Below are 21,543 nucleotides of genomic sequence, written 5' to 3' on the forward strand. Positions count from 1 at the left end.
AAAAGTTCTTTGCAACGAGTGTTTCTCGGCGTGAGATAATGAAAAAACTATGGCAATAGCAATTGATTTTGGTACTAGCAACACGGTTATTGCTCGCTGGAACCCCGTTAACCAAGGGCCAGAAACTATTAATATACCTGGTTTATCCATTCAACAGAGTCTCAACCCTCCTTTGATTCCCAGCCTGTTGTATGTTGAAGACGCTTACTCGGGACAAGTTTTAGTGGGTCAACAGGTGCGCGATCGCGGTCTGGATCTGAAAACTGACCCGCGATTCTTCCGCAGTTTCAAGCGCGGTATTGGAGCAGACATTCAAGGGTTCTTACCGGAATTAGATGGTCAAATTATTACTTTTGAGCAAGTGGGGCAATGGTTTCTTTCCCAAGTTATTGAACAATTGGCTCCGCTACAAGGGGGTATAGATTCTTTGGTACTAACTGTACCTGTGGATAGCTTTGAAAGTTACCGTCACTGGTTGGGAAAGGTTTGTCAAGCCCTTCCTGTAGACCAAGTGCGAATGCTAGATGAACCTACAGCAGCCGCTTTGGGTTATGGCATGGCAGACCAAGAAATTCTTTTGGTTGTTGACTTTGGTGGCGGAACCCTAGATTTATCTATCATCCAATTGGATAAAAGCGTGCAAGCGACTCAAAAACCTTTGGGATTTCTACTTAAGTGGGGGAATAAGTCTTTAGCAGAAGATTCCAAGCAAAAGGTAAAAACTGCTCGTGTATTGGCGAAGGCGGGACAAAATTTAGGCGGTACTGACATTGATAATTGGTTGGTTGATTACTTTGCTAAAACTCAAGGTCTCGCAGTCAGCCCTTTAACAACGCGATTGGCAGAAAGGGTGAAGATTCAACTCTCGACCCAAACTCAAGCCAGCGAAGTTTATTTCAATGATGAGACCTTTGAGAGTTATGAACTAGAAATCAACCGCGACACTCTGGAAAATATCCTCAAAGAAAACTTGTTCTTTGAACGACTTGATGAGTCGATGACCTCTGTGTTGCAGCAAGCACGACGCCAAGGGATAGAGCTATCGGATATTAATGCTGTTTTGTTAGTCGGTGGTACGGTGCAACTACCAGCAGTACAGACATGGGTAAAGCAGTATTTTGCATCAGAAAAAATCCGTTGCGAACGTCCTTTTGAAGCTATTGCTCAGGGTGCTTTGCAGCTTGCCCAAGGTGTGGAAATCAAAGATTTTCTCTATCACAGTTATGGCCTTTGAAGTATGAAGTTTTAAGGATGAAGGATGAACTGAAGAGGATGTTTCTTTCTCTACTTCATCCTTTATCCTTAATCCTTCGTCCTGTTTTCGCTGTTTTTGATACCAAGTGCGCTCGTGCCAGTAATCTTCTAATTGACGGGCAGCTCGATCCATTTGCGCTAGGAAGCCTTCATCTTCTACAACTTCCATCAACCTTGCTTGGCTGATGGTACCGAGCATCAAAACAGGGTTATGACGGCTAGATTCCCACAAATCAGGATCTAAGCGACGAAATAGGTCTTTAGTTTCAACATTCCAATCCCAGTGGAGGTTATACGCTAACTTTCGCAGCGGCTCAAGTCGCTGCGGTAGAGATGGAGATACGTTAAAAGTGCGAATTGGCTGCATAGGTCAGCGTCACAATAGCTTTAATTAAGGTTATTGTTGACTTTATTTTCTTAAAGCTGCCAATACTTTATACTCTATTTGTCATTATATCTTGACATTGCTAAGATTTGAAAAATATTCTCAGTTTTACTGGCAAAGCTGACACCGAGAGTATTCTGAATCCTAAGTGAGACTGTTTACTACGTCTTAAGTATGTGAAAATTTAATCATTTTGATATATTCTTTCCGTAAATTATCCCAATATGAGTGCGGTTTTTACAAAAGTTTATATCAAGCAACCAGTCGCGGCTAAGATAAGTACTGAAACAAAAAAAGCAGTCACTCCTGACATCAGCGACTGGTGACGACTCCACACACTTCCGCTTGCGGTAAGTGTGGGCTTCTTAAGAAATTAGGAAGTACGTCATTAGCCTAGGTGATTCGTTACGCAAGAAATCACTACGTTTATCCAGAATACATAGGTACTTCAGAATACAGAGAGTAGCGTCTCGATCCCTAGTTCTGAACTCTACGACCAGTAATTAAACATTTCTACAGGAAGAGGAAAAGTGTTGCTGGTATAAAACCTGGATAAACATTGGCAAAGGGAACCACGCTGTAAGGCGATTACCTATTTATTAGGAATACAAATCATGAAAGTCTACGTTGTCAACAAATACGGGTTACCATTAATGCCAACTTCTCCCCGGAGAGCTAGATTATTATTAAAGGAGAGCAAAGCCAAAATTTATTCTCGTAACCCGTTTACAATTCAATTAATTTATGGCTCTAGTGGTTATACTCAACCAGGAAATTTGGGCATTGATGCTGGTTACCAAAATATAGGTTACAGCGTTGTTAACGAAAAAGAAGAATTAATTGGTGGCGAAGTTCGGATGTTAAAAGGTATGTCGGAAAGGTTGACAGAACGGAAAAAATATCGTTTTCAACGTCGAAATAGAAAAAGATATCGTGCGCCAAGATTTGACAATCGTAGACGTAAGGACAATTGGTTAGCTCCAAGTATTCAGCATAAACTAGATACTCATGACAAAATTATTGACAAAATAAGAAGTGTAGTTCCAGTCAAAAAAGTTGCGATTGAAGTAGCTAGTTTTGACATCCAGAAAATAAAGGATGCTGAAATCCAAGGTGTAGGATATCAACAGGGAGAACAGTATGGTTTCGACAATTTACGTGAATATATTTTGCATAGAGACCAGCATAAATGTCAAAACCTCAATTGTAAAAATAAAGAGATCAATCCAATATTAGAAGTACATCACTTAGGGTTTTGGAGAGAAGACAGAACAGATAGACCTGCAAACCTGATTACCTTATGTGATAAATGCCATGCATCCAAAAATCATCAAAAGAGTGGCTTCCTTTATGGATGGGAGCCAAAGCTGAAGTCATTTAAAGGCGAAACCTTTATGACTTCGGTTAGATGGCGTTTAACTAATGATGGACAATATAGTTCAACTTACGGTTATATTACCAAAGGAGTCAGGAGAGAATTTAAAATAGAAAAATCTCATCACAATGATGCCTTCGTAATTGCGGGTGGTACTATTCACAAAAGAGTAGAATCATTAATTCTAGAACAAATTAGGCGAAATAAGCGCTCAATGGAGCAGTTCTATGATGCCAAATATATCGATGCAAGAGATGGCTCAACTAAATCCGGTTCAGAACTATCCTCTGGTAGAAGAACTCGCAACAAACAAAAAAATGGTGAAGACCTAAGACTTTACCGTCAACGTAAAGTATCAAAAGGGCAACGTCGAATTAAAAAATACCGTTACCGATACCAACCCAAGGATTTAGTTCAATTTGAAGGGAAGGTATACGAAGTTGTTGGAATGCAAAACTTAGGTACTGGCGTTAAATTAAAAAACTATCCTGGAGTCAAAAATAAGGTGGTTAACGTTAATAAAGTCAATCCTGTTAAAAGGAGATCGGGCTTGTGTGTTATCGCGTTATAATTGGCGATTCCTCATCCATATTTGCCCTCAAAGCCAAGGGCTTGCCTCCGGGCAAAAATGGAATCGTCATCGCCCCAAAATTCATGAGGACAGTCGCGTGCGGGGGTTTCCCCCGTTGAGCGAACTGTCCGTCTCATCACTCGTCCTTACGAACTGAGTGAGAGGCTTCTTTTGGCTTAAGCTAAACATTAGACAAGGTATTCGGGCAGTAGAAACAGCAGTTACGAACAATCTCATAACTGCGTTTTAATAAGCAACTGAATATTGGAAACTTCTGATGTTGACCGCTAACGGTCAATCGTTAGCGATCGATTATTAACTTATGGGCTTGGAGCTGCTGCGATCGCGCTACTGTTATCAGAGTAGAAGAGCCGATCGTAAGTCTTGCGACCGCCTTCACTCAACTCGCCTGTGAGTGGTTCAAAAGCACCACCGAAGCGACCGACAAGCGAATTCACTAGGTTGTCAGCAGCATCCTTAATTCCCATTGTCAACACCAAATTATCCAACTGACCGAGGAAGTTGCCGCCAAGAGTGGATGATTTGTCAATAATGACAGACCAGTTGCCATCACCAATAACGATGCTGTTGCTGGTGAAGACCCAATTGCCATTACCAATGATTGTGTTGTTGCTACCAAAGTCCCAGTTACCGTTACCAATGGTGGTGTTGTTATTTCCAAAGTGCCAGTTACCGTTACCCAAGGTGATGTTATCGGCGGTTGACTCCCAGTACCAGTTACCATTACCAAGGGTTCTGTTGTTTTGGCTGGAGTCTAAATACCAGTTACCGTTACCGATGCTGGCGTTGTTCTTAGTGGAATCCCAATTCCAGTTGGCATTGCCTACGCTTGCGTTGGACTGACCGTAATTCCAGTTGGAATTACCAATGACCGCGTTGTCACTACCAAAGTCCCTGTTGCCATAACCAATAGGTATGCTGCCATCAGGAGTATTAAAAATGTTCTCAGTGCCACTAAAGGGCAACAAACCACCAAGAACAGTGTACAAAATATCGGAGGGTGGTTGAACAGCTTGAGAGTCACTACCAGCAAGCACGTTGGTATAAGGATCGCCACCACCAGCGAGATCGTTGACAGTGTTGATGGGGGTATTGGCGCTTAATATGTCATTCCTAAAGAGCGTTAACAAATCTGAGGGCGATCTCAGAGGCGTGCTGTTACCACTGAAAAGTCTTTTACCTGTAGCAGAGTTGACTGTTTTGGTAAAGTTTAACAGAGCATCTTGAGTAATCCTTAAGGTTTCTGAGGGCGATTGACCACCACTACCTAAGCTCTCACCAAAGATAACCTTTGTGATATCAAAGGAGGATGGTTGCTGAGGTATCGTGCTACCACCAGTATTGGTGTTACCACCAGTTGCACCAGCACCCGAGTTACCAGCAGCACCACTGGAAAATGGGTTGCTAGATCCACCAGGCAAGGTTTGACTGTATACAGATGTTAAGAAATTCGATGCTGATTCAGGTATGGGGAAGTTTGTACCATATGCCTGTTGTAAGAAACTGAGAGCTGGCGCATTGGTGGTACCAAACGGGTTGTTTCCACCAGCAAATGGGTTTTCTCCACTGGAGGAAGTAGTAATGCCACTCTCGTATACTCTATTACTGAGTTTGACAATGATGGAGTCAACCAACTCCTCTGTAGTGTAATTTATGATTTTCGAGAACCTCTCTGGAGTAGTTTCTTTACCGATAATCCATTGGTTGCTTCCAACAACCGTGTTGCCAAGACTAGCAAAAGGATAACCGCCACCACCAGCGTAGGGGTTGTTTTGAGCACCAGCAAAGGAGTTGCTGCTAGTACCCGAATTCCAGGATGTGCTGCTACCAAATAAGCTGCTTTCAGCACCAAAGTTATTAAGAATCGAGGTGCCAGTGGAAGTTCCTTCTAACGAACTAACACTACTATCTACACCACCTGCGCCACCAGCAAACGGGTTGCTACCGCTACTACTTACAGCATCAACAAACGGGTTGCTGCCATCACTGGTTTGAGACAGAGTATCAGCAGTAGAAGAAGTGCTTGGAGGAGTGGCAATAGGTAGAGAAACGTCACCACTATTCAAGGGATCTGAGACAGCCACGCTGTCTGTGGGGAAAAGGGATTCAGATTCAACAGAAGTCGCCATGAATGATAATGCTCCTAAGTTTTTTGGCAGAAATCTCGTAGAATATAGGAGATATAAAGCCATGCCTGCTATATCAATCAGCTATGGCTGTTTGTTGAGTGCAGGCATCAATTGGCTAGTAGCTCTTGAAAGTTTGTTGGGTTACCCTACAAAGGGTTGAACCCAGCATTTCGTCACTTCACTAACTGAAACTTGGAATTTTTTCGCTGCTATGCTAGTTAAAAACTCGTTACCCAATCTAATTCTGCTGACAGAATTACTTGTTTTTGCAATACCATCTGCGAGAGTTACAAGAAAAAGAAAATGAAAATACGCTACAATTAGAATCAATTCAGCTGGTCAAACTAGGTTTATTGGTGTTGCCATTCCAAACATTGAGTTTTTTGCATAAATATTATCTAAACAATTGAAACAATAGAATTGAAGACAGATGCTACCACCATTAATGGCGTTGTTACTTGTCTGTTTAGACTGTAATCAACACTGCTAAATTAAAAATTAAGCAATTTTGAGGCGAACAACAACAAGATTTCTTTCGCTAAATTTGTCTATTTTTTAGATATTCCTATTTTTTTTTTTGATATTTAAATAAAAATAAAATTTAAGAAAGGTCTTGCAAAACACAATAAATTTTATTTTGATAAATACTGCATTTTTTTTGCTATACTAAAGATGACAAACTATATTTATAAAAATCCTATTTAATTTTTGAAATTCATCTAGGGTGGGAATAGCCTAGTAACAGCTTGATATGGTGGTCAATGATACAGTACTCTAGTAACAGGTTGATATAGTGGGTATATCCACCCTACAGTACTCTGAATGGGTCGTTCCTCCCTGTTCCCTTTTTTCTTTTTAAAGAAAAAGGCTTGCTTTATGACGCAAACAGAAAAAACTGTTCTGTAACGTCTAAAGACAAGCCTGTTAATGCAACTTTCTTCTTGTGTTTTTGGAGCAGAAACTAAATCATGAGCTAGTAGCTTGTGGCATCAATTGGGTGGGTGCCTTTATAAGGGTAACCCAGTACTCTCGTGTTCGTGCGAGAGCTTTATACACTTTATATGATGGTGTTGTTGTCACTACCACCAGCTATTGGGCTAGTTGCAGACTGAAGCTGATTGATAGTGTTACTGTAACTTGCGATGTCATTTTGCAAGAGCTTAAAAACATCAGAAGCAGATTGGGGAAGCTGATTGTTACCGCCAATACCAGAATTCAGATTGGTGGTGTTGTAAAAATTTGTGATATCAGCTTCTATCAGCTTCAAAACATCAGAGGGCGATCGCGTTGGCAATACACTGTTACTGTCAGTAAGTGAGGTAGTGCCGCCAGACACATTGCTAGTACCAGTAACTGGGCTATTACCAATAAACACACTGCCACTACCAGTAACCGTGCTATTACCAGTAGACCCACTACCAGTGCCATTTAAAAAAGGTGAATTGCTGCCATAGGCATAATTCACAAACTCAACCACGGGTGCCAAAGCTAAGTCGTTACTTGCCACCGCGTTACCACTTCTATATTTACTGACAATGTCAGTGAAGGTTGAGATGTTGTTTTGAATCGCATTCAAAACATCACCTGATAACTGAGGGAACACATTATTACTACTAGCAGTGGAGTTAACATTTGAAGTTGTTGTCATAAACAAAAATCCTCCTATTGTTAGAAAAAAAATGTTTCAGAACTTAGGAAAATAAAATCAGCATTTTTAGCTGGGTTTATGACTTTCTTCTTTGGCTCCTGAAGCGGAGACTCATTCACAGCTAGTAGCTCTTGAAATAATGTTGGGTTTTTTAGTTAATTGATTAACCCAACATTTTCTATTCATTATGAAACTCTAGAAAGCCGATTCGTCAATCACGCATCGCGGATAAAAACCCGGTTTCTCTGCTTGAGGCAAGACCGATTTAGAGTTGTCGCAACTCAAAAAAGCCGGGTTGTATGGGATGACTGGAACGATGTTCTTGGCGATCGCGAATTTTTGATTAGACTATTGTGCTGTTACTACCAGACTCATTAGTTCCAACTATTGGTTGGAAAATATCACGGTAGTAAGATATATTCCCCTGCAATTCGTTAAAGATACTTTGACCTGTTGGTGAAACATTATTGCCTATACCAGTGCTCAGAAGCTCTTCGAAGTTTGAGGTTTCAAGACTGCTAGAGCCATCAGTAATCAAGGGGCTATCATTCGACTCCCAACCAGTACTAGCAGCAACACTATTTAAGAAATTGGTGACTTTTGTTAAATCATCACTTTCTGTGCTGTCTCCATATTGACCGATCAAGTCAGCAAAGCTTGCTATTTGCTCGGGACTGACATTGTTTAAGAAAGCATCAAAGTCATTGGTGCTGCTTGCTTCCAATACTTCGGAAACTGGTGCTAAATCACTGTTGGTGTTAGTTGTGATTTGAGCCTCAGCATTGTCTGTGTACTCGCTTAGTGGCTGTTCGACAAATACGCTTTCAGCGATCGCATTGGTGGTGTCACTTACACTATCTTCAGTAGGGATGCTTTCACTGATACCTGCATCAGTTAAGGACGGTGTACTACCTGTCGAGGAGGTAACTATGGCGTTCACGGCAGAGCCAATCTCTGTCTCTATTGCATCGCTGTCAACGTTACCGCTGTTTACTTGTGCTGTAACAGAGTTAGTCAAATCGGCACGAGTTGCGTCTATCTGATTTGCTTGTGGGTTTGACGCAAAGGGGCTACCAGCTTGGTTACTGTCACCGCCACCGAAGCCGCCACCTTGGCTACCACCAAAGCCACCACCTTGACTACCACCAAAGCCACCACCTTGGCTAGCCTGGATAGCTTGGTTGTTCACATTGCTACCAAAGCTAGGGTCAAATGGGTTGTAACCACCAAAAGATGCTCCTTCTGGACCAGCTACTTGACTGCCACCATCAGTGCTGGGCTGACTGGCACCACCGGGCGGCTGATTAAACGGATTTAGGCTGCTAGTGTCAATACTGGTGTTAGCATCAGGAGTGCCGCCACCAGGAGGAAAGGCATTGTAAATTGCTTGGTCAATGTTATACCTTATCTGGTCGAAGGGTGAGATTGGCGCACCACCACCAGCAAATGAGTTGCCGCCTTCACCACCAGATTGAGTACCACCATTTTGACCGCCACCACCGGGAAAGCCTGGTAAATTTTCGGTACCAACGGCGTCACCCAAGCGACCGAAAGGAGATTGTGAGAAACCAGAAACACTTTGGGTTCCAGAATTGGTTTGGGTAGACGAACTTTCAGTTGTCATTGAGAATAATCCTCCTATTTCTAAAGCAGAAATCGCGGAAGTTTAGGCAGATATCACAGACAAAAATAGTCCGCTTATTTATAATTTCTTGTCTTTATTGCCTCAATTAACTACGATTTATTAAGGAAAAAATCACCTAGAAATTGGTTAATTCAAAGATTTGACCTTCAAAAACATACTTTAAGCAAATGGGTTGCCACCATTAGTAAACTGGTTATCGCTACCACCAGCAAATGGATTGCCAGCACCACCAGCAAACTGGTTATCACTACCACCAGTAAACTGGTTGCCACTACCACTATTTACAGATGATGTGCTACCCAAAGCAACCTGGTTGACAACACTATCCGTTATCCGCGACGACAACCCCTGTACACTTTCGTCGGTGGGACCTTCGTTGATGAGATTGTCAATCTCAACCCTGTACTGAAACGACAATGATTGACCTGCGCTTCCAAAATCAATACCACCAGCACTGCCACCGCCAGAGGTGTTGCCGCCACCAAAACCACCAGCGCTGACACCGCCAGAGATGTCACCACCACTGAAGTCGCCGATGCTAATACCAGTAAGAGCGCTGTTGCTTCCATTGGCGTTGTTAATAGCAGCCCAAGGGTTTTCATTACCAGTTAACGGGCTGCCAGAAGCATTGGGGTTGCCAAAGTTAGTAAACGGATTGCCACCACCGCCGGTACCACTAGCGATTGGGGCACTACCTCCACTACCTCCGGTTGCATTCCCAAAGCCTTCTAATACGCTCTCAGTAGAAGTGACTTCACTTAAGCGACCCCAAGGAGATCTTTCCAGCAGACCTGCGAGATCGTCACTACCACTAGTAGATGGATTGCTATTATCAACATTGTCAGTTGCCATTAGGACTAATCCTCTAATTTCTAAGGTTCAAATTGCGTAAGTAAATGAAGATAAAACAGACAAAAAAGCCTGATGAATTATAATTTTCTGCTTATTCTTATAGCTCTAATTAATGATAATTTCTGAGTTTTAAGAAGCACCCTTTATTGTCTGGTAGAAGCTATTAACTTTGCTTTGTGATGATATACATAAGTGGAGCGTTGTGAAAAAAACAACTTTGTGAAAGGATTGTTAGAACTTAGTAGGTTCAATAATATATTAATATTTATTAATACAATCGTTTTTATTTGTTTAAACCTACTTATAACCTAACAAAATTGTAAACAAAGCTACATTTCTACATAAAGTTTAAGTAATTCTGAAGATAACTTCAATAAAGTTTTTTTTGATGTGTCTATCAATTTTTTAGATGTATATATTTAATTTCGGCAAGAAACATAAAATGTAAAAAAGACACTGCATATCAATACCTCTGAACTACCGCTCGAGGCATTAATAGCAGTGCTAACTTTACACCAATGAAAACGATGTTGGATTTACCTAATCGAGTAAAAAGTAAAAGGTTAAGTAGGTAGGCAGAAATAAAAGCAGTCAAGTCGCTTCGCTCGAATTATTCGGTCATAGCCTAGCCGCTACACCTTGTTTTGAAGAGATTACAGCAGGCTGCTTTGACCAACGTCCGACTACTTTACCTAGTACAGACAATTCCTGAACCAAGCGATCGAATTTTTCAGGAGTAAGAGATTGAGGTCCATCAGATAAAGCTTTAGCAGGATTGGGGTGAACTTCAATCATCAAAGAATCTGCACCAGCTGCTATCGCCGCCAGTGCCATAGGTCCAACATATTCAGACTTCCCAGTACCATGACTGGGGTCAATCATGATTGGTAAATGCGTAAGTTGCCGCAATACTGGAAGGACTGACAAATCTAACGTATTGCGAACATACTTAGAATCAAAAGTTCTGATTCCACGCTCGCAGAGAATCACATTTGGATTTCCATGAGCCAAGATATATTCCGCCGCCATGAGCCACTCATCAATAGTGGCGGACATACCACGCTTAAGCAGCACAGGCTTATCTTGAGCCCCTACTTTCTTTAACAAAGAGAAGTTTTGCATATTTCGAGCGCCAATCTGGATGACATCAGCGACACGATATATGGCTGGCAAATCAGCAGCATCCATAAGCTCTGTGATGATCCCCAAACCTGTAGCTTCACGAGATGCTGCTAGCAAATCTAGAGCACTTTCACCATGTCCTTGGAAGGCATAGGGTGAGCTACGAGGTTTGTATGCACCACCACGCAGAAACTTGGCTCCAGCCGCTTTAACGCGCTTCGCTGTTTCCACAATCATGGCTTCATTCTCAACAGAGCAAGGTCCAGCAACCAGCACAACGGGATGTTGTTCGCCAAAGTGGACGGCTCCGTTAGGAGTGGATACAACAACCTCACTAGGCTCGCCATGACGGAATTCTCGGCTTGCCCGCTTGAAAGGTTTTTCTACTCGCAATACTTGCTCAATCCAGGGGCTGCTATTCTGAATTTGCATTGGGTCAAGAGTCGCAGTGTCCCCAATCATTCCCAAAATAACTTTATGCCGACCTACACTTTTTTCTACTGTGACTTTCCAAGTGTTACTTAGTTCTTTGCTGATACGAGTAATTTCATCAACAGGTGTACCATTCTTAATGATTACAATCATGACTATTTACCCTCCAAAAAGTTGAATGTAGAGACGCGCCATGGCGCGTCTGTACGTTTTTAAATAGTTAGTAATTGTTTTGCGGCTAACTCATAACTACTAACCACTAACCAATTACCGTAGATATTCAGCCAGCTGTTCTAGCTTTTTCCAAGCCTCCCCGCTTTGCAGAATATCCTTGGCAAGGGCAATACCTTTGACGCAAGCGCCTGCAATATCAGATGCCCCATCATCAATTGCTTCACCTACATAAAGTGCTAGCGCTGCGTTTAAAGCAACAACATCTTGCTGTGCTTGTGTCCCTTTTCCTTGCAATACTGCTTTGAGGATTTCAGCGTTTTCCTGAACCTCTCCGCCCCGTAATGCCTCAGTAGGCGCAGGAGTTAAACCCAGTTCTTCAGGACTGAGTACACCAGGGATAACAGTTCCATCTTTGAGTACAGCCAAGTCATTTAAATCTGCCAGTCCAGCTTCGTCTAACCTTTCCCGTCCGTACACCACGATCGCACGACGGGTTCCAAGTTGGGACAAAGCTTTAGCAATTGTTTCTACAAGCAGAGGGTCACACACACCAATAATTTGTCCCGTTGGTCGCATGGGATTGACCAATGGACCCAGCAGGTTAAAAACAGTTCGCACTTTCAAAGTTTTTCGCATCGCAGCAACTGCTTTTAGTGCTGGATGCCATCCAGGAGCAAACAAGAAAGTTACACCGACTTCATCAACTGCGGACTTGACTTTCTCAGGATTGGCGCTAAGATTTATACCTAAAGCTTCTAACACATCAGCAGAACCAGTTTTACTGGACGCCGAACGATTGCCATGCTTTGCAACTTTTACCCCAGCTGCTGCAGCCACAAAAGCCACAGCAGTGGAAATGTTGAAGGTAGAGGCTCCGTCTCCACCCGTTCCGCAAGTGTCAACGACAGGCGTTAGGTGTTGGATCTCCGATACAGGAGAAGAGGATTGGGATTGCAGCACACCTGCCATACCTACCAACTCTTCTGTGGATACTCCTTTGGCTTGAATTGCTGCCAAAATTGCCCCAGATAGCACGGGAGGAATTGTATCTGTCAGCCAACCTTTCATCAGTTCTGAGGCTTGGTCAACTGAAAGCGATCGCCGATCGAGTAATTGCTTGAGCAAAGCAGGTAAATCGAGGGATTCGGGAGTGACGGTGTTATCACTTACATCTTGTGTTAAGACTACCATAATCTATGAGTGGATTTTAGATTTGTGATTTTGGATTGATGCAGTCACCATGTAGAACTTTGTTTTTCATAATTTTGGATTAATGTGTTCAATCCAAAACCTAAAATTCAAAATTCAAAATCTAAAATCAGTATCAAGCCGGATTGAGTACTTTAGCAACGGTTTGCACATCTTTGTCTCCTCTACCGGAACAGTTGATGACTATCCGAGGGCTACCACTCAGTTGCGGGCACAATGTTTCAAGATAAGCGATCGCGTGAGAGGTTTCCAAAGCAGGAATAATACCTTCTAGTTGAGATAGACGTTGGAATGCTGCTAAAGCCTCAGAGTCTGTAACACTGTAGTACTCGGCGCGACCAATATCCTTGAGATAGCTGTGCTCGGGTCCCACACCGGGATAATCCAAACCTGCGCTAATCGAATGTGCTTCAATAACCTGACCTTCAGTATCTTGTAACACATAGCTCATAGCACCATGCAAAACCCCAATACGACCTAATGTTAAGGTAGCTGCGTGCTTCTGGGTATTAACACCTTCACCTGCTGCCTCAACTCCTATGATACGTACAGATGATTCATTAACAAACTCAGTAAAGAGCCCAATTGCATTGGAACCACCACCCACACAAGCTAAAAGGATATCGGGAAGACCTCCCCATTTCTGCTGGCACTGAGCGCGGGTTTCCTGACCAATAATAGCGTGGAAATCACGAACTAACATTGGATAAGGATGGGGACCTGCAACGGAACCTAAAATGTAGTGGGTTGTTTCCACATTTGTCACCCAGTCCCGGATAGCTTCAGAAGTTGCATCCTTAAGCGTTCCAGTGCCAGCCTCTACCGGACGCACCTCTGCTCCCATCAACTTCATCCGAAAAACGTTGAGGGCTTGACGTTGCATATCGTGAATACCCATGTAAATCACGCACTGCAAACCAAAACGAGCGCACACGGTTGCAGTCGCCACTCCATGCTGACCTTATCATACCGCGATCGCACTTTTATTCATCCGTTACATTATTATTACAATCGAGAAAAACGTTATGCCCTCTCTAACGGCTATCTCCTAGAGATGTCCTATGTGGAGGAGCTTGCACCCTTAGATGAGGTGTACATACCAGAGGTAGAATGGCGCATTGCTCTACCATCAGAAACCGAACGCCAAAAAGTAAAATACGTTGAACCCATTGGCTTACCCTTTACAGAAGAAGTTATCAACGGGCAACGCGTAGCAGTCTTTAAATTTGATGCTCTCGCTCCTGGGGAACGCCATTTGTTTGGTTGGAGGGCAGTTTTAGAAGTACGAGGAATTAAGTATCGTCTCACCCCAAAAGATGTGGAAGATATTCCCGAACCTTCTAGTGAACTCCAAGCCCTTTACCTAGTAGACAATGACGATTTGGCAATGGATACTAACATTGTCCGTCGTGCCGCCCGTGAAGCAGTTGGAACTGAAACCAACGTGCTGCGTAAAATGTACAGCATTCGTAACTATGTCTACGATGAGTTGTCCTATGGCATTAAACCCCACATAGATACGCCAGACATTGTATTAGAACGAGGTATCGGTTCCTGTGGAGAATATGTGGGTGTTCTTCTTGCCTTGTGCCGATTAAATGGCATCCCCTGTCGTACTGTTGGTCGGTATAAATGTCCCCCTTACGCTGAATACCAGCAAGTTCCCCTACAACCTCAGTACAACCATGTTTGGCTGGAGTTCTATGTACCCGGTTTTGGCTGGTTACCTATGGAATCCAATCCCGATGACATGGGTTATGGTGGTCCTTATCCCACACGATTTTTTATGGGTTTGGCCTGGTATCATGTTGAGATTGGCAAAGGCATTTCTTTTGAAACTATGACGAGTAAAGGTGCAAGACTTACCAAAGAAGATGTTTCGATTGGTGAGTTAGCGATCAATCACATTCGCTTTAAAATTCTTGGAGAATTACCTCCTCCCAGTAACCAATGACGAATAACCTATAGGGCGCAATGCATTGCGCCCCACCGACCAATCATAAAAACTTCAAGAAAAAATAAGTACAATTTCGCAGGCATATATGGGTTGAAGCTAAATAATATCAAAATTAGCTTGTTTAACCATTACATATATGAGGAAATTGTCAATCAAAGTTGCAGGATTGATTTTACTACTAGTTTGCATTTACTATCTCGGTCAAAATATTATATTTGCTAGTAGATATTATAGCTATTTTGATAAAATCATTCTTGCTACTGGCTCAATGCTAGCAATGATTTCTGGTATTTTTACATTAATTTTCTTTTCCAAGCATACTGATAATTTAGGATGGATTTTGTTGGGAATAGCTATGGTTCTGGCTTTCTTAAGCGGAGGAGTTATATTTAGAACAACAAGTTTATGGAATTTCTTTGTTGCTTTCTCAGCATTATCTGTAGGACATAAACTCCTTTATGAAGGTCGATTTCTTTAGTTATAAGTGGCTTTCACAAACTGCATTGACCATAATGGATGAACAAGATTTTGCGATTGGAGATTGGAGATTAGGAAGTAATGACCTAATCTCTAGTCCTTATTTTCTAGTTCAACTATAAATTATTGTTACCAGGTTTTGCTGCTGAAAATTCACAGATTGAATTAAATGGGCAAAAGCGGCAGTGATAACCAGGATTTGGGGGAAATATGTCATTGAATTTACTATGTCTTTCCTGGTATTTTTGCAGGTCTTTTTGATGTTTATTCGCTATTTCAGATAACTCACATTCAATAGAGTCTAATTCCTTCTTTGTAACACTGATTATTTCAGAGTTTTTACAAAGTTCTAAATTATAAAATGAGGCTATTGCTTTGTATTTGGGGTAAAGATAACGAGCAGCTAGTAGATAAACCAATGCCTGACGTCGATCGAAGGCGGATTTACCAGTTTTAAAGTCTAAAATATGTAAAGTGCTATCAGACTCAACAAACACACAATCCATTGCAGCATACAATCGGAAGCAATAATGCTGCTGTTCAACAAAAATTGGTTTGGGAAAGCCTTCATCTCCGCGAGTTAATAAAAGAATACGTTTGTCCAAAAGCAAAGGAGTATTGTGATATTTTTTCAGAATTTGCAATACGCGTTGCTTGACTTCCTCGGTACAATGACTTAATTTTAGAAGCTGTGCAACTTTTTGTACCCCATCTGACTGCTTCAACAGATGGAGGTGGTGATGAAACTCATACACTCCTTTCTGCGCCAATAACCCAATTCGCTGGGATGCAGTAGCTTTTGCCAAGAGGGCTTTGACTTGAGGTTCGTGCTGTCGTGCTTTGATAAAACCTCTTCTCATTTGACAATGGTACCGTTGCCCTGCGGCTGGGGCAATTAAAGACCAAAGATGATAACTGGCAAAAGGCCGATCCGAGATTAACATTGCTTCGGCTTGGGTGAAAGACAGCTAGGCCAAAATCTAACACGGTAACAAGGGATGAAATCTACCTTCAACCGTGCCGATTCTGTCATTCCAGAAATTACTGATACTATTGTGGCAAATTATTGGAGATGTATTGGATACTCTGTCATCCTATGGTAACCCTAGTGGCTAAATTTTTATCTTCCAACCCAACTTAAACGACTTGTTGCTCCCGTGTATCGTCCGAAATATGGAAACAATTGAGGGTGCTGCGTTAAAAGTCATTACGATAAATAAAGAAACTGTTAGAAGTAGCTGGGCAGGAATAAACAACACTGTATTACAAAATGTAAATATGCCGATGACTTAAAACAACCTTTTTGGGTGAAATTTCTATGAAAACTTTTGCTAATTTACTGATAGCGATCGTTGTAGCTGTTTGGGTGATAGGGATAGCTATCCTCTCAGTACAAAACGCCGAACTAGTATCATTAAGATTTTTTACATTTCGGTCAATTCAAATCCCAGTGGGTGTAGTACTGGCTTTTTGTGCTGCAATCGGGATGGTTGGCACGGCGCTGTTACAACCCCTGTGGGGTCTTGCAGGTTCGGGGCAAAGAAATTCTGAATCGGAAGACGATGCCGAATTTTTTGTAGATGAGCAGTAACCGTGTCCCAACCCTGGAACAACATAACAAGCACCATCGGGAGAACGTTGAGCCCCAGCACGCGCATCTTGAACCCAAACAACGCGATAGCTTAGCTTACTGCCTTCGGCAGATCGCAATTTCCTACTAAAAATCGAACACGACGACCAGGTTTAACCTGCTCAACATAGGTCATTGGGTTACACTCCCGACTGTAGCGCTCGCCATCTTTTAGTTTTTTTTACGACTTGCAAAACCTTCACTAGAGGCTTTAAATCCGGTTGCACTCTTTCCACGAGATGACCCAAAGGGGAAGTTGCCAAATCGGGCAACACATTGTAACCCATCTGCGTTAGTGTCGGCACAATGTAGGCGTTCCAGCCATAAGGGGCAGACATTCCCTGCAAACCTATAACCAATGGTGTTCGATTTGCAGGTCGATTGTTTGGCAAGAAAATTGCAACTGGAAATCGCTTAATTGTTCATCAATATTCAGTGATGCCAGTAAAGTGAAATGGTTCGTTAAACCAATAACGATAACTGTTAATACCATCAAAAGTAATTGGGTCAGGTTCATGTATAGCCATGAGCAGTTATTAACAATTTAAAATCATTCAGAAATCTAGTTATCATTAATATAAGAATTTATCAAACCCCGTAGGTTGGGTTGAGTCACGAAACCCAACACATCACAAAGTATGAAGGATGAAGTATCAAGGATGAAAAAATCAGGAAAATCATCCCCGTAGGTTGGGTTGAGTCACGAAACCCAACATTTAATCGAAGTATTGATGACACTCGATCGATAGTTTTTTAGAAATATAGTTATCCATCAATATAAAAATTTATTAGATTTAAGCTGTGCAGTCTTTCTTAACCATGACTTGTACGAAAAAAAGATTACTTTTTATTTTCTTTTGACATTTTTGTAGATGCACTTGTTTTTAAGCTAAAGTTAATCTTCCTTTAATTTGTTCTTGATGTTATTCCTGTGTAATAATACGTAATCAATATAAGTAGAACTAGCTAAAAACTGAAAAAGTTCAGCAGGAAATTGCAGTATGTTTACTAATCCTCAAATGATTATCAGAGGCTTAAAAGTAATCACTTATACGGTTTTGGGGCGAGAAATGCCTCTAGAAACTCACGATCGCCATATTTTGGAAAAGAAGATAATCCCGTACTTTGTTCAAAAAGAAGAGTTTAGAAAAGTCCTATTTGTAGGATGCGGTTCTTATACCAAGCATTATGAAAAATGGTTTAAGAACAAAGAATATTGGACAATTGATATCAACCCAATGAAAAAGATATATGGGGCTGAAAAACACATTGTTGGCTCCATGACTGATATTGCTAATCATTTCTCGGAAAATGATTTAGACGTTATTTTTTGTAATGGCGTTTTCGGATGGGGACTGAATGATAGAGAAGAGGTGGAAAAAGCATTTGCAGCTTGCTATCAATCTTTGCGTAAAGGTGGTGTTTTAATCATAGGTTGGGATGATGTTCCAGAGAAAAAACCTTTTCCTCTAGAAACTTGTGAAAGCTTGAATCGATTTCAATCTTATTATTTTCCGCCTCTTTCAACTGCACTCTATGTCAATTTAGCTGACGAATCAGACAAACACAGATATAACTTTTATGTAAAGGGTTAATAGATAGTAGTTAGTAGTAAGTAGTAAAGATTAACCACTAACTACTAACCACTAACAATCCTACTTAGTTGCCATCCAATTCCCACCTGCACGCACATCTACTACCAACGGTACGCTTAGCGATACAGCGCCTTCCATAACAGATTTAATATGAGGTTGTACTTCTTCCCATTCCTCTGGTGGAACTTCAAACACAAGTTCATCATGTACTTGCAGGAGCAAACGGGCTTGGTAGTTTTGTAAAATGCCATGCAGTTTTACCATCGCAATTTTAATAATATCAGCGCTGGAACCTTGAATTGGTGCATTAGCTGCTGCACGTAACAGACCTGCATCATAAGCACCCAAATTCTTAAATTTGGTGAGGTCAATGTCCGCTGCATTGGTATTTTTGAGACTCCGCAAGGTATTGCTTGTAAAGTCAAAATATCTTCGCCGTCCAAAAATAGTTTCTACATAACCTTTACTAACAGCTTGTTTTTTCACGGATTCTAGATATTCAAACACTTTAGGATAGCGTTGGTTAAATCGTTTAATGAATTCATTAGCGTCAGCTTTATCTACACCAGTGGAACGAGAAAATCTCACAGAACCCATTCCGTAAATCACACCAAAGTTGATAGTTTTTGCTAATCTTCTTTCGTCTGGTGTCACATCTTCCTTTTCAAAAATAAGCCTTGCCGTAACACTATGAATGTCCTCGTTATTTTGGTAAGCTTTCACTAACACAGGTTCTTGGCTCAAATGAGCTAAAATTCGTAACTCAATTTGTGAGTAATCAGCAGCTACCATTAACCAACCTGATTCAGGAATGAAAGCTTTACGAATCTGGCGGCTAAAAGCTGTACGAATGGGTATATTCTGTAAGTTCGGATTGGAGGATGACAGGCGACCTGTAGATGTTGCCGTCTGGTTAAAACTTGTATGTATTCTTTGAGTATCTGAACGTACCAATTCTGGCAATGCATCTACATAGGTGGACTTCAATTTAGATAGGGTGCGATACTCAACAATGGCATCAACAATGCCAGTTGTATCAACTTCTCGCAATTTTTCCAGTGTTGCTGCATCAGTCGAATAACCTGTTTGAATTTTGCGCGAATACTTAGTGCTTAGCTTCAATTTTTCAAACAATATCTGGCTTAATTGTTTTGGAGAACCCAAATTAAACTTTTTTCCAGCTAGATCGTAAGCTTGCTGTTCAAACTTAGCTAAATCAGTTTCTAAAACACGAGATAGTTCCTGCAAATAAGCGGTATCTATACGAATACCCTGGTATTCCATCTCTGCTAAAACTGGTTCTAGAGGTTGTTCTACTTTTAGAAGTAGAGAGGCACCACTTCTCGTCTCTAAATTACCTGGACTGTCTGCATCAATTTTCTCTAGTTCCTCACGCAATTTGGGTACCAGTTGAAATGTACTATAGACATCCATACCGCAATAATTTGCTACAGAGGGAATGTCTAAGTCTGCTATGGTTTTGCCTTTAGGAACTAACTCAGAATAGCTTTTCGCTGAAAGACCCAAGTAACGCTGGGCTAAGCTACTAAGATTGTGATTGCCATCGGGATTCAGAATGTAACTTGCTAGCATGGGGTCAAAGACGACTCCTGCAAGTTTAATTCCTTGACATCTTAAGACTAAGCGATCGAACTTCGCATTTTGCAAAGTTTTTGGGTAATTTGTACTTTCCAAAATTGGACGCAGTGCGGACATAGCAATGCTTTGATTTAAATTGTTCCCTGCTTTGTGTCCGAGGGGAATATAAGCAACGCTATCTGGTTCTGTTCCCCAGCAACAACCAATTCCCACTAAAAATGCATCTCGTGGTTCTAAATCACTAGTTTCTGTATCCCAAGCAACGGGATATTTGGGGTCAGTAAATTTTTGCAGCAGGTTTACTAACTCGGTGAGTTTTTCTAGAGTGTCAACGATTCTTGGTTGAATCGCTGTATCAGTAGAATTTTGTTGAAATGCTTCTGTATCTTCAGCACTGAAAAACCACAAATCATCACTTTCATAGTTGGGAAGTGGAACTGTGGTGTCTTCTGATTCTTCAGTTGCTTCTGGCGTTTCTTCAACTGTCCCACCAAATTTTTGCTGGAGTTCGTTAATTTTGCTTAAAAAAGTTTTAAATTCTAGCTTTTCTAAAATTGGGATGAGACCGTCTGTGTCAAACCCTTTGAGTTTGCAATTCTCTAAATCAATTTCTAAGGGAACATCCAGAACAATTGCTGCTAAATAACGGGATTTTTCTGCGTCTTCTTTCCCAGTTTCTAGTTTTTTCTGAGTTGCACCTTTAATTTCTCCTAAGGCAGCGTAAATCTTTTCCAAAGAACCATAGGTATTTAGCAACTGTACTGCTGTTTTTTCCCCTATGCCCCTAACACCAGGAATATTATCTGATTTATCGCCGCAAAGAGCTTTGTAATCAACAACTTGGGATGGTTCTATTCCCAATTTTTCCTTGACTTGTTCCGGTCCAAATTCAGTAATACCAGCAGATGCAGAACGCTTGAGAGATTCCGGACTAAAATACAAAACGCTAATTTCTTTTTCAGGGTCAATAAGTTGAAATAAATCACGATCGCCCGTAAGAATTTTGACTTTATATCCAGTTTTCGCTGCTTGTTGTGCTAGTGTTCCTAACACATCATCTGCCTCATAGCCTGGAGCCGTAACAATTTTTAAATTGAGTGCCTCCAGTAACTCGTGCAAATTTTTTAAATCGGGAATAAAGTCTTCTGGTGTCCCAGGGCGGTCTGCTTTATAAGTATCGTCGGCTTCGTGACGGAAGGTTGGCAAGCCCAAATCAAAGGCTACTGCCATTGCTTGAGGTTGCTGGGTCGCCATGACCTCTAACAAAGATTTCAGAAAGCCGAAACACACACTGGTAGGTATTCCCATTTTTGTCCGCAATCCGCCGTCTCGTCCTTTAGCAAAAGCAAAATAAGAACGAAAGGCAAGGGAATGCCCATCTACCAGAATGAATGTAGGGTGTGTTTTCATTAATGATTGAGAAGCCAACTGGTTTGATAATATTTTTTGGACATATATATATTTTAAC

At 41.5% G+C, this 21,543-nt stretch carries 14 protein-coding genes and 4 pseudogenes; 6 read left to right on the top strand and 12 right to left on the bottom strand.

Features of this window, described 5'->3' with window-relative positions:
* Positions 1 to 49: 49 nt before the first annotated feature.
* Positions 50 to 1,231, top strand: a pseudogene (locus tag ACYRY3_RS18510) (Hsp70 family protein); the annotation flags it as partial.
* A gap of 84 nt (positions 1,232 to 1,315) precedes the next feature.
* Here ACYRY3_RS18510 and ACYRY3_RS18515 read toward each other — a convergent pair.
* Positions 1,316 to 1,621 (bottom strand): annotated as a pseudogene (locus ACYRY3_RS18515) (DUF3417 domain-containing protein); the annotation flags it as partial.
* A gap of 632 nt (positions 1,622 to 2,253) precedes the next feature.
* On the opposite strand from ACYRY3_RS18515, the gene iscB reads away from it, so the two are divergent.
* The gene (iscB, locus tag ACYRY3_RS18520) at positions 2,254 to 3,585 is read left to right on the top strand and encodes an RNA-guided endonuclease IscB (protein ID WP_460203074.1); all 1,332 of its coding nucleotides are present in this window, start codon (positions 2,254 to 2,256) and stop codon (positions 3,583 to 3,585) included.
* 11 nt (positions 3,586 to 3,596) lie between these two features.
* Here the strand turns inward: iscB and ACYRY3_RS18525 are convergent, their stop codons facing one another.
* The 8 genes and pseudogenes from ACYRY3_RS18525 to trpB all read right to left on the bottom strand — a co-directional run.
* Positions 3,597 to 3,722, bottom strand: a complete 126-nt coding sequence (locus tag ACYRY3_RS18525; protein WP_460203075.1) for a hypothetical protein — start codon at positions 3,720 to 3,722, stop codon at positions 3,597 to 3,599.
* Between the two features lie 183 nt (positions 3,723 to 3,905).
* Complete coding sequence (locus ACYRY3_RS18530) at positions 3,906 to 5,735, bottom strand: hypothetical protein (RefSeq protein ID WP_460203076.1); 1,830 nt, start codon at positions 5,733 to 5,735, stop codon at positions 3,906 to 3,908.
* A gap of 1,057 nt (positions 5,736 to 6,792) precedes the next feature.
* The gene (locus ACYRY3_RS18535; protein ID WP_460203077.1) at positions 6,793 to 7,383 is read right to left on the bottom strand and encodes a hypothetical protein; all 591 of its coding nucleotides are present in this window, start codon (positions 7,381 to 7,383) and stop codon (positions 6,793 to 6,795) included.
* 343 nt (positions 7,384 to 7,726) lie between these two features.
* Positions 7,727 to 9,007, bottom strand: a complete 1,281-nt coding sequence (locus tag ACYRY3_RS18540) for a hypothetical protein (protein ID WP_460203078.1) — start codon at positions 9,005 to 9,007, stop codon at positions 7,727 to 7,729.
* Positions 9,008 to 9,187: 180 nt separating this feature from the next.
* Positions 9,188 to 9,880 carry a hypothetical protein gene (locus tag ACYRY3_RS18545; RefSeq protein ID WP_460203079.1) on the bottom strand — a complete coding sequence of 231 codons (693 nt, stop codon included), beginning with the start codon at positions 9,878 to 9,880 and terminating at the stop codon, positions 9,188 to 9,190.
* Between the two features lie 618 nt (positions 9,881 to 10,498).
* Positions 10,499 to 11,587 (bottom strand): 3-deoxy-7-phosphoheptulonate synthase, encoded by a 1,089-nt coding sequence (gene aroF / locus ACYRY3_RS18550; RefSeq protein WP_460203080.1) that lies wholly within the window; start codon positions 11,585 to 11,587, stop codon positions 10,499 to 10,501.
* Between the two features lie 114 nt (positions 11,588 to 11,701).
* Positions 11,702 to 12,799 (bottom strand): anthranilate phosphoribosyltransferase, encoded by a 1,098-nt coding sequence (gene trpD, locus ACYRY3_RS18555; protein WP_460203081.1) that lies wholly within the window; start codon positions 12,797 to 12,799, stop codon positions 11,702 to 11,704.
* 133 nt (positions 12,800 to 12,932) lie between these two features.
* A pseudogene (gene trpB, locus ACYRY3_RS18560) lies at positions 12,933 to 13,778 on the bottom strand (tryptophan synthase subunit beta); the annotation flags it as partial.
* On the opposite strand from trpB, the pseudogene ACYRY3_RS18565 reads away from it, so the two are divergent.
* Positions 13,779 to 14,771 (top strand): annotated as a pseudogene (locus ACYRY3_RS18565) (transglutaminase-like domain-containing protein); the annotation flags it as partial. It lies immediately after the preceding pseudogene.
* Positions 14,772 to 14,910: 139 nt separating this feature from the next.
* Positions 14,911 to 15,252: a hypothetical protein gene (locus ACYRY3_RS18570; protein ID WP_460203082.1), complete on the top strand. Its 342-nt coding sequence runs from the start codon at positions 14,911 to 14,913 to the stop codon at positions 15,250 to 15,252.
* 115 nt (positions 15,253 to 15,367) lie between these two features.
* Here the strand turns inward: ACYRY3_RS18570 and ACYRY3_RS18575 are convergent, their stop codons facing one another.
* On the bottom strand, positions 15,368 to 16,195 hold the full coding sequence (locus ACYRY3_RS18575; protein ID WP_460203083.1) for a PD-(D/E)XK nuclease family protein: 828 nt from the start codon (positions 16,193 to 16,195) through the stop codon (positions 15,368 to 15,370).
* 374 nt (positions 16,196 to 16,569) lie between these two features.
* On the opposite strand from ACYRY3_RS18575, the gene ACYRY3_RS18580 reads away from it, so the two are divergent.
* Positions 16,570 to 16,842, top strand: coding sequence for a LapA family protein (locus ACYRY3_RS18580; RefSeq protein ID WP_460203084.1), 273 nt, complete (start codon positions 16,570 to 16,572; stop codon positions 16,840 to 16,842).
* Positions 16,843 to 17,021: 179 nt separating this feature from the next.
* Here ACYRY3_RS18580 and ACYRY3_RS18585 read toward each other — a convergent pair whose 3' ends face one another.
* Complete coding sequence (locus tag ACYRY3_RS18585) at positions 17,022 to 17,273, bottom strand: hypothetical protein (RefSeq protein WP_460203085.1); 252 nt, start codon at positions 17,271 to 17,273, stop codon at positions 17,022 to 17,024.
* Between the two features lie 609 nt (positions 17,274 to 17,882).
* Between ACYRY3_RS18585 and ACYRY3_RS18590 the strand changes: the two genes are divergently transcribed.
* The gene (locus tag ACYRY3_RS18590) at positions 17,883 to 18,476 is read left to right on the top strand and encodes a methyltransferase domain-containing protein (RefSeq protein ID WP_460203086.1); all 594 of its coding nucleotides are present in this window, start codon (positions 17,883 to 17,885) and stop codon (positions 18,474 to 18,476) included.
* Between the two features lie 60 nt (positions 18,477 to 18,536).
* Here the strand turns inward: ACYRY3_RS18590 and polA are convergent, their stop codons facing one another.
* Positions 18,537 to 21,485: a DNA polymerase I gene (gene polA, locus ACYRY3_RS18595; protein WP_460203087.1), complete on the bottom strand. Its 2,949-nt coding sequence runs from the start codon at positions 21,483 to 21,485 to the stop codon at positions 18,537 to 18,539.
* Between the last annotated feature and the right edge of the window lie 58 nt (positions 21,486 to 21,543).

The organism is Scytonema sp. NUACC21, assembly GCF_054684315.1.